Source organism: Pseudomonas sp. E1MeOHC2, assembly GCF_058745025.1.
Genome location: NZ_CP196675.1, coordinates 1402669 through 1416556, shown reverse-complemented (window position 1 = coordinate 1416556; position 13888 = coordinate 1402669). Strand labels below are relative to the sequence as shown.

At 60.4% G+C, this 13888-nt stretch carries 12 protein-coding genes; 8 read left to right on the top strand and 4 right to left on the bottom strand.

What is annotated here, in order from left to right; genetic code table 11:
• Nucleotides 1-86 precede the first annotated feature (86 nt).
• Entirely contained in the window at nt 87-743 is a 657-nt protein-coding gene (locus ACSSU5_RS06285) for an alpha/beta hydrolase (protein ID WP_264311666.1), read from the bottom strand.
• Between the two features lie 332 nt (nt 744-1075).
• Here ACSSU5_RS06285 and ACSSU5_RS06280 point away from each other — a divergent pair, with 332 nt between their 5' ends.
• The 4 genes from ACSSU5_RS06280 to ACSSU5_RS06265 all read left to right on the top strand — a co-directional run bounded on the left by ACSSU5_RS06280 (nt 1076) and on the right by ACSSU5_RS06265 (nt 5233).
• The gene (locus ACSSU5_RS06280; RefSeq protein WP_264311667.1) at nt 1076-2104 is read left to right on the top strand and encodes an amino acid ABC transporter substrate-binding protein; all 1029 of its coding nucleotides are present in this window, start codon (nt 1076-1078) and stop codon (nt 2102-2104) included.
• Between the two features lie 67 nt (nt 2105-2171).
• Nucleotides 2172-3350, top strand: coding sequence for an amino acid ABC transporter permease (locus tag ACSSU5_RS06275; RefSeq protein WP_264311668.1), 1179 nt, complete (start codon nt 2172-2174; stop codon nt 3348-3350).
• A gap of 10 nt (nt 3351-3360) precedes the next feature.
• Nucleotides 3361-4458, top strand: coding sequence for an amino acid ABC transporter permease (locus ACSSU5_RS06270; RefSeq protein WP_492560809.1), 1098 nt, complete (start codon nt 3361-3363; stop codon nt 4456-4458).
• A 10-nt stretch (nt 4459-4468) separates the two neighbouring features.
• Nucleotides 4469-5233 carry an amino acid ABC transporter ATP-binding protein gene (locus ACSSU5_RS06265; protein ID WP_003251792.1) on the top strand — a complete coding sequence of 255 codons (765 nt, stop codon included), beginning with the start codon at nt 4469-4471 and terminating at the stop codon, nt 5231-5233.
• Between the two features lie 38 nt (nt 5234-5271).
• Here the strand turns inward: ACSSU5_RS06265 and algW are convergent, their stop codons facing one another.
• On the bottom strand, nt 5272-6432 hold the full coding sequence (algW, locus tag ACSSU5_RS06260) for a Do family serine endopeptidase AlgW (RefSeq protein ID WP_264311670.1): 1161 nt from the start codon (nt 6430-6432) through the stop codon (nt 5272-5274).
• A 158-nt stretch (nt 6433-6590) separates the two neighbouring features.
• Here algW and ACSSU5_RS06255 point away from each other — a divergent pair, with 158 nt between their 5' ends.
• The 3 genes from ACSSU5_RS06255 (at nt 6591) to cysN (ending at nt 10418) form a co-directional block, all read left to right on the top strand.
• Nucleotides 6591-7349: a Nif3-like dinuclear metal center hexameric protein gene (locus tag ACSSU5_RS06255; protein ID WP_264311671.1), complete on the top strand. Its 759-nt coding sequence runs from the start codon at nt 6591-6593 to the stop codon at nt 7347-7349.
• A 234-nt stretch (nt 7350-7583) separates the two neighbouring features.
• The gene (cysD, locus tag ACSSU5_RS06250) at nt 7584-8501 is read left to right on the top strand and encodes a sulfate adenylyltransferase subunit CysD (protein WP_003251799.1); all 918 of its coding nucleotides are present in this window, start codon (nt 7584-7586) and stop codon (nt 8499-8501) included.
• Between the two features lie 15 nt (nt 8502-8516).
• Complete coding sequence (gene cysN, locus ACSSU5_RS06245) at nt 8517-10418, top strand: sulfate adenylyltransferase subunit CysN (RefSeq protein WP_264311672.1); 1902 nt, start codon at nt 8517-8519, stop codon at nt 10416-10418.
• Between the two features lie 90 nt (nt 10419-10508).
• Here cysN and ACSSU5_RS06240 read toward each other — a convergent pair whose 3' ends face one another.
• Nucleotides 10509-10988, bottom strand: coding sequence for an Lrp/AsnC family transcriptional regulator (locus ACSSU5_RS06240; RefSeq protein WP_492560808.1), 480 nt, complete (start codon nt 10986-10988; stop codon nt 10509-10511).
• Between the two features lie 127 nt (nt 10989-11115).
• On the opposite strand from ACSSU5_RS06240, the gene ACSSU5_RS06235 reads away from it, so the two are divergent.
• Nucleotides 11116-12312 (top strand): methionine gamma-lyase, encoded by a 1197-nt coding sequence (locus ACSSU5_RS06235; protein WP_492560807.1) that lies wholly within the window; start codon nt 11116-11118, stop codon nt 12310-12312.
• A 294-nt stretch (nt 12313-12606) separates the two neighbouring features.
• On the opposite strand, the gene ACSSU5_RS06230 is transcribed toward ACSSU5_RS06235, so the two are convergent.
• Nucleotides 12607-13826, bottom strand: a protein-coding gene (locus tag ACSSU5_RS06230; RefSeq protein ID WP_492559090.1) for an IS3 family transposase whose coding sequence is annotated in 2 segments (ribosomal slippage) — nt 12607-13478 and nt 13478-13826 — 1221 coding nt in all. Because the reading frame shifts where the segments join, the coding sequence is not laid out codon by codon here.
• Nucleotides 13827-13888 lie beyond the last annotated feature (62 nt).

Here is a 13888-nt window from a genome sequence, read left to right as displayed (position 1 = left end):
TGGTTAAGGAATGTACGCCGGGCAGTGTAAAGCAAGAACCGGACACGGCGTAGCGGAATACGCCCACAACGATGGGCGAGCCTGGCTTATTGCAATTGCTTGCTCAACCAGTCGTGGATATCGCTCAGTTCCTCGATGGCCACTTCATGCTCCATCGGGTACTCGTGCCATTGGGCGGCAACACCCCAGGTATTGAGGTATTCGAAGGCGGTGCGGCCCATGGCCGGGATCACCACCGAGTCGTGTACACCATGCAGGCACAAGGCCGGGGTGCGTTGCTGGCAGGCCTTGAGCTCGTGGTCATCGTTGAAGGTCGGGGCATAGGTGGACAGCGCGATCACACCCCCCAGGGCTTCCTGCCACTTTATATAAGCCGTGTGCAGTACCACCGCGCCCCCTTGGGAGAAACCGGCCAGGAAGATCCGCGCCAGGTTGATGCCTTTGGCCTGCTCGGCCTTGATCAGGGCAATGACCTGTTCGGCCGATTCCTCCAGCTGCGCCTCGTCGATGGCGCGCGCCGGGGTCATGGCCTTGATGTCATACCAGCTGGGCATGGCATAGCCGCCATTGATGGTGACGGGGCGGGTAGGGGCCTGGGGCATGATGAAGCGGGTGCTGAGCAGTCGTTCCTGCATGAATTCGGCAACCGGTAGGAAGTCGTAACGGTCGGCGCCCAGGCCGTGCAACCAGATCACACAGGCGTCAGCGGTTTTCTGCGGTTCGAGAATCAGCGGGTTGGTCATGACTGCTCCGAAAATGTGCGGGTCTTGTTATGGCGTGCGTAAAAAGAAGGCGCAGGGAATGATTGTCGGAAAAAGAATGTCGCAACGATACAACTTTCCCTACTTGACGAGCACTTAAACGCTTAAGCCGTCAACTGTGGTACGCCCTTTGCTATTAATCATTCGATGCAAGGGACAGGCCGTGACGGTAACACCCTTTGCAAGCGAAGGCTGTCATAGAACAGCCCATTGCGCCAATTGACCCAATAACAAGCCAACACGGGTCGGATACGCCTCAAAAGGGTGCGGTGCAATTCCGGCTCGGTACAACAAGAGCGATTTGGAGGTTGTGAATGAAGATGCTGAAAACCACCCTGGCAGTCCTGACCGCTGCCGCTGCACTGGGCGCCGTGACGACCGCCCAGGCCGGCGCCACGCTCGATGCGGTAATGAAGAAGGGCTTCGTCCAGTGTGGCGTGAGCGACGGCCTTCCAGGCTTCTCGGTACCTGATGCGCAAGGCAAGATCGTCGGTATCGACGCCGATGTCTGCCGCGCCGTCGCCGCTGCGGTATTCGGCGATGCGACCAAGGTCAAGTTCAGCCAGCTCAACGCCAAAGAACGCTTCACAGCCCTGCAGTCCGGCGAAGTCGATGTGCTCTCGCGCAACACCACCTGGACCAGCTCGCGCGACGCCGGCATGGGCCTGGTGTTCGCCGGTGTCACCTACTATGACGGCGTCGGCTTCCTGGTCAACAAGAAGCTGGGGGTTTCCAGCGCCAAGGAGCTTGATGGCGCGACCATCTGCATCCAGGCCGGTACCACCACCGAGCTCAACGTCTCCGACTACTTCCGTGCCAATAACCTCAAGTACACCCCGATCACCTTCGACACCTCCGACGAAAGCGCCAAGTCGCTGGAGTCGGGCCGTTGCGACGTGCTGACCTCGGACAAGTCGCAGCTGTTCGCCCAGCGCTCCAAGCTGGCCGCGCCAACCGACTATGTGGTGCTGCCAGAAACCATCTCCAAAGAACCGCTGGGCCCGGTGGTGCGCAAGGGCGACGAAGAATGGTTCAGCATCGTCAAGTGGACCCTGTTCGCCATGCTCAACGCCGAAGAGGCGGCAATCACTTCGAAGAACGTCGAGGCTGAAGCCAAGGCTACCAAAAACCCGGACGTCGCCCGCCTGCTCGGCGCGGATGGTGAATACGGCAAAGACCTCAAGCTGCCCAAAGACTGGGTAGTCCAGATCGTCAAGCAAGTCGGCAACTATGGCGAAGTGTTCGAGAAGAACCTGGGCCAGAGCACCGACCTGAAGATCGACCGCGGCATGAACGCCCTGTGGAACAACGGCGGCATCCAGTACGCACCTCCTGTGCGCTGATGGATGCACCCTGCGGCGGCATTCCGCCGCCGCAGGCTGTTCGAATCCCTACTTTTCGGGGCACTTCATGCAAAATCGAATCGGCGCACAAAAGGGGCTATCCCTGAACGATCCGCGTGTGCGCGCGTGGCTGTTCCAGATACTCACGATCGTTTTCGTGGTCGGTCTGGGCTGGTACCTGTTTCACAATACGCAAACCAACCTGCAGCACCGGGGTATCACCTCCGGCTTCGACTTCCTCGATCGCAGTGCCGGCTTTGGCATCGCTCAGCATCTGATCCCTTACGTTGAATCCGACAGCTATGCACGGGTGTTCGTCATTGGTCTGCTCAACACCCTGCTGGTCACGTTCATTGGCGTCATCCTGGCGACGATCCTGGGGTTCATCATCGGTGTGGCGCGCCTGTCACCGAACTGGATGATCAACAAGCTGGCAACCGTGTATGTGGAGACCTTTCGCAACATCCCACCTTTATTGCAGATCCTGTTCTGGTACTTCGCGGTGTTTCTGACCCTGCCGGGGCCGCGGGGCAGCATCAACATCGACGACACGTTCTTCATCAGCAACCGGGGCCTGAACATGCCCGGCGCCTCCATGGCAGATGGTTTCTGGCCGTATGTCATTGCCTTGGCCTTGGCGATCGCGGCCATCGTGGTGATGGTGCGGGTTGCCAACAAACGCTTCAACGAGACGGGCAAGCCGTTTCATACGTTTTGGGTGGGGCTGGCGCTGTTGTTGGTCATTCCAGGCCTCTGCGTATTGCTGTTCGGCAGCCCGGTGCACTGGGAAGTGCCGCAGTTGAAGGGCTTCAACTTCGTTGGCGGTTGGGTGCTGATTCCCGAATTGCTGGCACTGACCTTGGCGTTGACGATCTATACCGCAGCGTTCATCGCCGAAATCGTGCGCTCGGGCATTCGTTCGGTCAGCCATGGCCAGACCGAAGCTGCGCGTTCGCTCGGCCTGCGTGAGGGGCCGACCTTGCGCAAGGTGATCATCCCCCAGGCACTGCGGGTGATCATTCCGCCGCTGACCAGCCAGTACCTGAACCTTGCGAAAAACTCGTCGCTGGCAGCCGGTATCGGCTACCCGGAGATGGTGTCGCTGTTCGCCGGTACCGTGCTCAACCAGACCGGCCAGGCTATCGAGGTGATTGCCATCACCATGAGTGTCTATCTCGCCATCAGCATCAGCATTTCGCTGCTGATGAACTGGTACAACAAGCGCATTGCGCTGATCGAGCGGTGAGGATACGCCCGTGAATGCTCATGTTTTCAAGCCTGACATGCCGCCTCCGGTGAAAACCGTCGGCGCGCTCGCATGGATGCGTGCCAACCTGTTCTCCAGCTGGCTCAATACCCTGCTGACCCTGTTCGCCATTTATTTGGTATGGCTGATCGTGCCGCCCTTGCTGCAGTGGGCGCTGATCGATGCCAACTGGGTCGGCAGCACCCGCGCGGACTGCACCAAGGAGGGCGCCTGCTGGGTGTTCGTGCAGCAGCGTTTCGGCCAGTTCATGTACGGCTATTACCCGACGGAACTGCGCTGGCGCGTGGACCTGACCGTGTGGCTGGCCGTGCTTGGCGCCGCGCCGCTGTTCATCAAGCGCTTCCCGCGCAAGGCCGTTTATGGCCTGGGTTTCCTGGTGCTGTACCCGGTCCTTGCCTACACGCTGCTGCACGGCGGCTACCTGGGCCTGGAAAGCGTGCCGACCAGCCAGTGGGGCGGGCTGATGCTGACCCTGGTGATTGCCACTGTGGGTATCGTCGGCGCCTTGCCGCTGGGTGTTTTGCTGGCCCTTGGGCGCCGTTCGCGGATGCCGGCGGTGAAGGTGGTGTGCGTGACCTTCATCGAGTTCTGGCGCGGCGTGCCGCTGATCACCGTGCTGTTCATGTCGTCGGTGATGCTGCCGTTGTTCCTGCCCGAAGGCATGAGCTTCGACAAGCTGCTGCGGGCGATGATCGGCGTGATCCTGTTCCAGTCGGCGTACATCGCCGAGGTGGTGCGCGGTGGCCTGCAGGCCATCCCCAAGGGGCAATACGAAGCGGCTGCAGCGATGGGCCTGGGCTACTGGCGCGCAATGGGCCTGGTGATCCTGCCCCAGGCGCTGAAGCTGGTGATCCCCGGCATCGTCAACACCTTCATCGCCCTCTTCAAGGACACCAGCCTAGTGATCATCATCGGCCTGTTCGACCTGCTCAACAGCGTCAAGCAAGCCGCCGCCGACCCGGCCTGGCTGGGCATGGCCACCGAGGGCTACGTGTTCGCCGCCCTGGTGTTCTGGATTTTCTGTTTCGGTATGTCCCGCTACTCCATGCACTTGGAGCGCAAGCTGGACACTGGCCACAAGCGTTAGGAGTTTCGAAATGAGTGAAGCGATCAAGCAGCCTGCTGGCCCCGAAGGCATCATCCAAATGCAGGGTGTGAATAAATGGTACGGCCAGTTCCATGTGCTCAAGGACATCAACCTGAACGTGCGTCAGGGTGAGCGTATCGTCTTGTGCGGGCCGTCCGGCTCGGGCAAGTCGACGACCATCCGTTGCCTCAATCGGCTGGAGGAGCACCAGCAAGGGCGCATCGTCGTCGATGGCGTAGAGCTGACCAACGACCTCAAGCAGATCGAGGCGATTCGCCGGGAGGTGGGCATGGTGTTTCAGCACTTCAACCTGTTCCCGCACCTGAGCATTCTGGAAAACTGCACGCTGGCCCCGATGTGGGTGCGCAAAATGCCGCGGCGCAAGGCCGAGGAAATCGCCATGCATTATCTGGAGCGGGTGCGTATTCCGGAACAGGCACACAAGTACCCAGGGCAGTTGTCCGGTGGCCAGCAGCAGCGTGTGGCGATTGCCCGCGCGCTGTGCATGAAGCCGAAGATCATGCTGTTCGACGAGCCGACGTCGGCGCTCGACCCGGAGATGGTCAAGGAAGTGCTCGATACCATGGTGGGCCTGGCCGAGGATGGCATGACCATGCTCTGCGTGACCCACGAGATGGGCTTTGCCCGCACCGTGGCGAACCGGGTGATTTTCATGGACAAGGGGGAGATTGTGGAGCAGGCGGCGCCAGATGACTTCTTCGACCGGCCGCGCAGTGATCGGACCAAGTTGTTCTTGAGCCAGATTCTGCATTGATGCAACTGGGGCTGCAAAGCAGCCCCAGATTTGAAGCCTTACTTCTGTTCCTGAGCGGCGGCCGGAGCAGGCGGTGGCCGCAGCCCCACCTCGGCGACCAGCTTCAGTTGCTGCCCATTGCGCATCACCTCGATGGTGATCTTCTCGTTGGGCTTGATCCGCGCCACCTGGTTCATCGACTTACGCCCGTCGCCCGCCGGTTCGCCGTTGATGCTCATGATCACGTCTCCCAGCTGCAGCCCGGCTTTTTGCGCCGGCCCTTCGCGGAAGATCCCCGCCACGACGATGCCCGGCCGATCCTGCATCCCGAACGACTCAGCCAGCTCCTGGCTCAGCGGCTGTACTTCGATACCCAGCCAGCCACGGATCACCTGGCCGTGCTCGACGATCGACTTCATCACCTCCAGCGCCAGCTTCACCGGGATCGCGAAACCGATGCCCTGCGAGCCGCCGGACTTGGAGAAGATCGCCGTATTGATACCGATCAGGTTGCCGTTGGCATCGACCAGCGCGCCACCGGAGTTGCCAGGGTTGATTGCCGCGTCGGTCTGGATGAAGTCTTCGTAGTTGTTCAGGCCCAGCTGGTTGCGGCCAGTGGCACTGATGATGCCCATGGTCACGGTCTGGCCGACGCCGAAGGGGTTGCCGATGGCCAGCGAGACGTCGCCGATGTGAATGTTGTCGGAGCGGCCGATGGTGATCGCCGGCAGGCTCTTGAGGTCGATCTTCAGCACTGCAAGGTCGGTTTCCGGGTCGCTGCCGATTACTCGGGCCAAGGTCTCGCGGCCATCCTTGAGCGCCACCACGATCTGGTCAGCGCCACTGGTGACGTGGTTGTTGGTCAGCAGGTAGCCTTCAGGGCTCATGATCACCGCCGAGCCCAGGCTTGACTCCCAGCGCTTCTGCTTGGGCAGGTTGTCGCCGAAGAAACGGCGGAACTGCGGGTCTTCGAACAGCGGATGGGCGCTCTTGTTGACCACCTTGGTGGTGTACAGGTTGACCACCGCCGGTGCGGCCAGGGTCACGGCGTCGGCGTACGATACCGGGCCCTGCATGATCCGAGTGGTTTGCGGGGCCTGCTGCAGGTTGACGTCCTGGCTGGGCAGGCCGACCCATTGCGGGAAGCGCTGGATGATCAGCATGGCGATCAGTACGCCGGTAAGCAGGGGCCAGCCGAAATAACGCAAAGCCTTGAACATGAACGAATCCTGGGAGTGGGCGAGGGCCATGGTGGCGCAGCGGGGCGCAAACGCGCGCGATCATACACCGGTTTCCCCAACGCCGGCGACGGCCCATAATGGCGGCCATTATACGGACGTTGTTTCCGTTGAACGTGCAGATTTCGAGGAGATTTTCCATGGCCGTCGCCCTCAACACCCTGGTCGAGGAAGCCGAGCGCTACCTGGGCAGTGCGAAAATCCAGGATTACTGCCCCAATGGCTTGCAGGTCGAGGGCCGGCCGCAGGTCAGTCGCATCGTCAGCGGCGTCACCGCCAGCCAGGCGCTGCTGGATGCTGCGGTCGAGGCCGAGGCCGACCTGGTACTGGTGCATCATGGTTATTTCTGGAAGGGTGAGAACCCGTGCATTACCGGCATCAAGCAGCGTCGCTTGAAAACGCTGCTCAAGCACGACATCAGCCTGCTGGCGTTCCATTTGCCCTTGGATGTGCACCCGGAGGTGGGCAACAACGTGCAACTGGCGCGTCAGCTGGACATCACCGTCGAGGGGCCGTTGGACCCTGAAAACCCGAGAGTGGTCGGGTTGGTCGGTTCGTTGGCCGAGCCGATGACCGCGCGGGATTTTGCCCGGCGTGTGCAGGAGGTGATGGGGCGTGAGCCGCTGCTGGTCGAAGGCGACCAGATGATCCGCCGGGTTGGCTGGTGCACCGGGGGCGGGCAGGGCTATATCGACACGGCGATTGCTGCCGGGGTTGACCTGTTCATCAGTGGCGAAGCCTCGGAGCAGACCTACCACAGTGCCCGCGAGAACGGTGTCAGCTTCATTGCCGCCGGGCACCATGCCACCGAGCGTTATGGTGTGCAGGCCCTCGGCGACTACTTGGCCCGGCGGTTTGCCGTTGAGCATCTGTTCATCGATTGCCCGAACCCGATCTGAGGCCTGCATCGGCCTCTTCGCGGGCAAGCCCGCTCCCACAGATGCTGTGTCGCCCTAAATCCTGTGGGAGCGGGCTTGCCCGCGAATGGCCCGCCCTGCGGGCCAAACCCACAGTCATATCGTTAGACCTTTTCGATCTAGCCCGCCTCCTAAATAGAATCAGCCGCTGTGATAAAGTGGCTCGCTCGAACACGGCCCGCAGGCCGTCCATAAGATCGTTTTTCGTGAGTAGCCATGGTCGACAAACTGACGCACTTGAAACAGCTGGAGGCGGAGAGCATCCACATCATCCGCGAGGTGGCCGCCGAGTTCGACAACCCGGTGATGCTGTACTCGATCGGCAAGGATTCCGCCGTGATGCTGCACCTGGCGCGCAAGGCCTTCTTCCCGGGCAAGCTGCCGTTCCCGGTGATGCACGTCGACACCCAGTGGAAATTCCAGGAGATGTACAGCTTCCGCGACAAGATGGTCGAGGAAATGGGCCTGGAGCTGATCACCCACGTCAACCCCGAGGGTGTGGCGCAGGGCATCAACCCGTTCACCCATGGCAGCTCCAAGCACACCGACATCATGAAGACCCAGGGCCTCAAGCAGGCGCTGGACAAGCATGGTTTCGACGCCGCCTTCGGTGGTGCCCGCCGTGACGAAGAGAAGTCCCGGGCCAAGGAACGCGTCTATTCGTTCCGAGACAGCAAGCACCGTTGGGACCCGAAAAACCAGCGCCCCGAGCTGTGGAACGTATACAACGGCAAGGTCAACAAAGGCGAGTCGATCCGCGTCTTCCCGCTGTCGAACTGGACCGAGCTGGACATCTGGCAGTACATCTACCTCGAAGGCATCCCGATCGTGCCGCTGTACTTCGCCGCCGAGCGTGAAGTCATCGAGAAGAACGGCACCCTGATCATGATCGACGACGAGCGCATCCTTGAGCACCTCTCCGAGGAAGAAAAGGCCCGCATCGTCAAGAAGAAGGTGCGTTTCCGTACCCTCGGCTGCTACCCGCTGACGGGTGCTGTCGAGTCGGAAGCCGAGACCCTGACGGACATCATTCAGGAAATGCTCCTGACCCGTACGTCCGAACGCCAGGGCCGTGTCATCGACCACGATGGCGCCGGCTCCATGGAAGACAAGAAACGCCAAGGCTACTTCTAATTTCAGGGTTACTCCATGTCGCACCAATCTGATCTGATCAGCGAGGACATCCTCGCCTACCTGGCCCAGCACGAGCGCAAGGAACTGCTGCGTTTCCTGACCTGCGGCAACGTCGACGACGGCAAGAGCACCCTGATCGGGCGCCTGCTGCACGACTCGAAGATGATCTACGAGGACCACCTCGAAGCCATCACCCGTGATTCGAAGAAGTCCGGCACCACCGGCGAAGAAGTCGACCTGGCGCTGCTGGTCGATGGCCTGCAGGCCGAGCGCGAGCAGGGCATCACCATCGATGTTGCCTACCGCTACTTCTCCACCGCCAAGCGCAAGTTCATCATTGCCGACACCCCGGGCCACGAGCAGTACACCCGCAACATGGCCACCGGTGCGTCCACCTGTGACCTGGCGATCATCCTGGTCGATGCCCGCTATGGCGTGCAGACCCAGACCCGTCGCCACAGCTACATTGCCTCCTTGCTGGGCATCAAGCACATCGTCGTCGCGGTCAACAAGATGGACCTCAAAGGTTTCGACGAAGGCGTCTTCGAAGAAATCAAGGCCGACTACCTGAAGTTCGCCGAAGCCATCAACCTGACGCCGAGCAGCCTGCACTTCGTGCCGATGTCGGCGCTCAAGGGCGACAACGTGGTCAACCGCAGCGAGCGTTCGCCGTGGTACACCGGCCCTGCGCTGATGGAAATCCTCGAAACCGTGGAAGTGGCGGCTGACCGCAACTTCACCGACCTGCGCTTCCCCGTGCAGTACGTCAACCGTCCTAACCTGAACTTCCGCGGCTTTGCCGGCACCCTCGCCAGCGGCGTGGTGCACAAGGGTGACGAAATCGTCGTGCTGCCGTCGGGCAAGAGCAGCCGGGTCAAGTCCATCGTCACCTACGAAGGTGAACTGGAAAACGCCGGCCCAGGCCAGGCAGTGACGCTGACCATGGAAGACGAGATCGACATCTCCCGTGGCGACCTGCTGGTGCATGCCGACAACGTGCCACCGGTGACCGACCAGTTCGACGCCATGCTGGTGTGGATGGCTGAAGAGCCGATGCTCCCAGGCAAGAAATACGACATCAAGCGCGCCACCAGCTACGTGCCGGGCTCGATCGCCAGCATCACCCACAAGGTCGATGTGAACACCCTCGAAAAGGATGCTGCCAGCGCGCTGCAACTGAACGAGATCGGTCGCGTCAAGGTGTCCCTGGACAGCGCCATTGCGCTGGATGGCTATGACAGCAACCGCACCACCGGTGCGTTCATCGTCATCGACCGCCTGACCAACGGCACCGTCGGCGCCGGCATGATCATCGCACAGCCCGTACTGCCGCACGGCAGCACCGGCCAGCATGGCAAGCAGGCCCACGTGTCCACCGAAGAACGCGCCCTGCGTTTCGGCCAGGAGCCGGCTACCGTGCTGTTCAGCGGCCTGTCCGGCGCTGGCAAGAGCACCCTGGCGTATGCCGTGGAGCGCAAGCTGTTCGACATGGGCCGTGCGGTGTACGTGCTCGATGGCCAGAACCTGCGCCACGACCTGAACAAGGGCCTGCCACAGGACCGCGCCGGCCGCACCGAGAACTGGCGCCGCGCCGCCCATGTGGCGCGCCAGTTCAACGAAGCCGGCATGCTGACCCTGGCCGCCTTCGTCGCCCCGGATGCCGAAGGCCGCGAACAGGCCAAGGCGCTGATCGGCAAGGAGCGCCTGGTGACCGTTTACGTCCAGGCTTCGCCGATCGCCTGCCGCGAGCGCGACCCACAGGGCCTGTATGCTGCCGGTGGCGACAACATCCCGGGTGAAAGCTTCCCGTTCGATGTGCCGCTGGACGCTGACCTGGTGATCGATACCCAGAACACCAGTGTCGACGAAGGCGTGAAGCAGGTGCTGGACGTGCTGCGTCAGCGTGGCGCGATCTAAGCGCTGAAGCTGCATGAAAAACCCCGCTTCGGCGGGGTTTTTTGTGGCACCTATTTAAGGAAGTGCTCTTTTCCAGCGCAGAGTGCTGGCTTAGATATGCTTTTCCGACACAGGAATCACTCGTCTCTCTTTCACTGCCTTATAAGAAAAACTCGAATAAATCTCCTTAACCCCCGGCAACCGCTGCAGCACTTCCCGGGTGAATTCCCCAAACGATTCAAGGTCCCGCGCCAGTATTTCCAGCAAGAAGTCGTACCGCCCGGAAATATTATGGCAGGCAACGATTTCGGGTATTTCCATCAACCGCTTCTCAAAGGCCAAGGCCATGTCCTTGGTATGCGAGTCCATCATGATGCTGACAAAAGCGGTGACGCCAAACCCCAATGACTTGGGCGAGAGAATGGCCTGATAGCCGGTGATGAAACCGTTATCTTCCAGCAGTTTGACCCGTCGCCAGCAAGGCGAAGTGGTCAGCGCCACCTGGTCGGCAAGTTCGGAAACAGTAAGGCGGGCGTTGTCCTGCAGGGCGGCCAGCAGGGCGCGGTCGGTGCGGTCGAGGCTCGAAGGCATGTTTTGCCCTCCTGATCGAATAATTGTTGTTTTTGTTCCAAAAAGTGCTCGATTGCGTGGGCTATTTTGGAAAAATTCAGGCAGCTCGGTGGCATAAGCTTATAGCAAACCACAAGAGGCTGTTGCCATGCGCGACTCCCATAACAACACCGGTTTTTCCACACGGGCCATCCACCATGGTTATGACCCGCTGTCCCACGGCGGCGCCCTCGTGCCGCCGGTGTATCAAACCGCAACCTATGCCTTCCCCACCGTCGAGTACGGTGCTGCCTGCTTTGCTGGGGAGGCGGCGGGGTACTTCTACAGCCGCATTTCCAATCCGACGCTGGCCCTGCTCGAGCAGCGCATGGCATCGCTGGAGGGGGGCGAGGCGGGGTTGGCGTTGGCGTCGGGGATGGGGGCCATCACCTCGACGATATGGACCTTGCTACGGCCGGGCGATGAACTGATCGTCGGGCGCACGTTGTATGGCTGCACCTTCGCCTTCCTGCACCATGGCATCGGCGAATTCGGGGTGAAGATCCGGCATGTCGACCTTAATGACATTAAGGCCCTCAAGGCAGCGATCACCAGCAAAACGCGGATGATCTACTTCGAAACCCCGGCCAACCCCAACATGCACCTTGTCGATATTGCGGCGGTGGCTGACGCCGCGCGTGGGCATGATGTGCATATCGTGGTCGACAACACGTATTGCACCCCTTATTTGCAGCGGCCTCTGGAAATGGGCGCCGACCTGGTGGTGCATTCGGCGACCAAATACCTGAGTGGCCACGGTGATATCACTGCAGGGCTGGTGGTCGGGCGCAAGGCGCTGATTGATCGGATACGCCTTGAAGGGCTGAAAGACATGACCGGCGCGGTGCTGTCGCCGCACGATGCTTCGCTGTTGATGCGCGGGATCAAGACCCTGGCCCTGCGCATGGATCGCCACTGCGCCAATGCCCAGCAGGTGGCGGAGTTTCTGGCGCGCCAGCCACTGGTGGAGCTGATTCACTACCCGGGGCTGCCGTCGTTCCCCCAGTACGAACTGGCACAGCGGCAGATGCGATTGCCGGGCGGGATGATCGCGTTCGAGCTCAAGGGCGGGATCGAAGCGGGGCGGCGCTTCATGAATGCGTTGCAGTTGTTTGCGCGGGCGGTGAGCTTGGGGGATGCCGAATCACTGGCGCAGCATCCGGCGAGCATGACCCATTCCAGCTATACACCGCAGGAGCGGGCACATCACGGGATATCGGAAGGGTTGGTTCGCCTGTCGGTGGGGCTGGAGGATGTGGAGGACCTGCTGTCGGATATTGAGGTGGCGTTGAAGGCGTTTGCATGAACTTGCCCGGGCAGATCGGGAACACTTGCCCAATGCCTGATAGGGGCAGGCGATGGCACCTTGGATGAGCTGGTGAATTGGCCGGCTTATCCAAGAGGAGTTTGACCATGACCGTATTCCCGAAATGCATCGACCTGTTCATTTGCCGCAGTGGCGGTGACGATGATGAAGGTGGTCAGTCCTGGCGCAAGCCTTGAGCTGAAATGGGAACCCTGCTCTGCCGGGGTTTCCCTTGGTGATTCAACTGTCTAGTCCTGAAATAGGTTTACACCTGTTCAGGTAGGCCGACAGGCCTCAAAACGCCCGATGCACTGCATCGGGCGTTTTATTTTTCAGGGCCATATGGGGCCGTTCTGTGTTGTAGATCTGCACTGCCTCGTCAACCATCTGCCTCGCCTGCTCAAGATCTTCAGGGCTGCTCAACAGCAGCTCCATCTTGAGGATTCCGTTGATTCGCTCGGCCAGCGCGTTCTGGTAGCAGTCATACCCATCAGTCATGGAGCACTGAACATCGTGCCGTTGGTGCAGTGACTGGTACAGCGCCGAGCAATATTGGATGCCTCGATCCGAATGGTGGACTAATGGCTGGCGACGACGTCGCTTTCGTAATGCCTGCTTGAAGGCTTGCGCCACTGACTCGGCATGCAGGCTTTCATGGACGTGGTGGCCAACAATTTTCCTGGAGTACGCATCCGTTACCAGGCTCAGGTATAGCGGGCCGTTACGTGCGGGCAGGTAAGTAATATCGGCAACCCAGACGTGCTCCGGTCTTGTCGGAACGACTTGGCTTGGGCCCGGCTTGAGTAAGTTGGGATGGCGGTAGAAGCGATGAAAGCTTTGTGTTGTCTTGTGGTAAGCCCGCTTAGGCAGCACTAGCAGACGGCGCTCTCCCAAGACCTGGAACAGCCTATCTCGGCCGACTTGGAATCGTTTGTCCGGTTGGCAATGCAGCAGATAGTGCAGCTTGCGTGTACCCAGACGAGGCTGGCGCATCCGGACTTGCTGAACAAACTCAACCACCCGATCTGCCTGGCGCTCTTTGCCATCAGCAGCTCGGTTGCGCTTGTAGTAAGCCTGTCGACTGATGCCTAGAAACTGACAAGCCCTGGCAATGCTCAGTCCTGCGACTTGACCTTGCGAGAGGACTTGCCGGATCGCTTTTTTACGACCGAGACACCATAGTCATTTTTCAGAACATCAACGACCGTTTCAAAAAACTGGGCCTTCTGGCTCATCAGCTCAAGCTGTTGCTCAAGCTCCTTGATCCGCTGCTCTGGAGTAAGCGTTTTGGGGTCAGACATCGCGCAGCTCCTCTCGTCGCGGATCGAGGCCCCCTGGCTCCAATCCTGCCGACCGTGCTTACGCAACCATACCAGACCCGTCGACCGACCCTGGATGCCATACCGCGCCTGGGCCTGCTTGTAGGTCAGTTCGCCTTTTTCAATCTGATCAACCACCGCCAATTTAAAAGACAGTGAGTAATCCCGCTGTGTGCGCTTTACACCTTGCTCCATCTGACTCTCCGGAAATTCGGGATGGGAGGTGTAAACCTTATTCAGGACGGGAAAAACGCACA

Coding starts and splice junctions, on each gene's coding strand:
- ACSSU5_RS06285 (WP_264311666.1), bottom strand. CDS start 743: ATGACCAACCCGCTGATTCTCGAACCGCAGAAAACCGCTGACGCCTGT.
- ACSSU5_RS06280 (WP_264311667.1), top strand. CDS start 1,076: ATGAAGATGCTGAAAACCACCCTGGCAGTCCTGACCGCTGCCGCTGCA.
- ACSSU5_RS06275 (WP_264311668.1), top strand. CDS start 2,172: ATGCAAAATCGAATCGGCGCACAAAAGGGGCTATCCCTGAACGATCCG.
- ACSSU5_RS06265 (WP_003251792.1), top strand. CDS start 4,469: ATGAGTGAAGCGATCAAGCAGCCTGCTGGCCCCGAAGGCATCATCCAA.
- algW (WP_264311670.1), bottom strand. CDS start 6,432: ATGTTCAAGGCTTTGCGTTATTTCGGCTGGCCCCTGCTTACCGGCGTA.
- ACSSU5_RS06255 (WP_264311671.1), top strand. CDS start 6,591: ATGGCCGTCGCCCTCAACACCCTGGTCGAGGAAGCCGAGCGCTACCTG.
- cysD (WP_003251799.1), top strand. CDS start 7,584: ATGGTCGACAAACTGACGCACTTGAAACAGCTGGAGGCGGAGAGCATC.
- cysN (WP_264311672.1), top strand. CDS start 8,517: ATGTCGCACCAATCTGATCTGATCAGCGAGGACATCCTCGCCTACCTG.
- ACSSU5_RS06240 (WP_492560808.1), bottom strand. CDS start 10,988: ATGCCTTCGAGCCTCGACCGCACCGACCGCGCCCTGCTGGCCGCCCTG.
- ACSSU5_RS06235 (WP_492560807.1), top strand. CDS start 11,116: ATGCGCGACTCCCATAACAACACCGGTTTTTCCACACGGGCCATCCAC.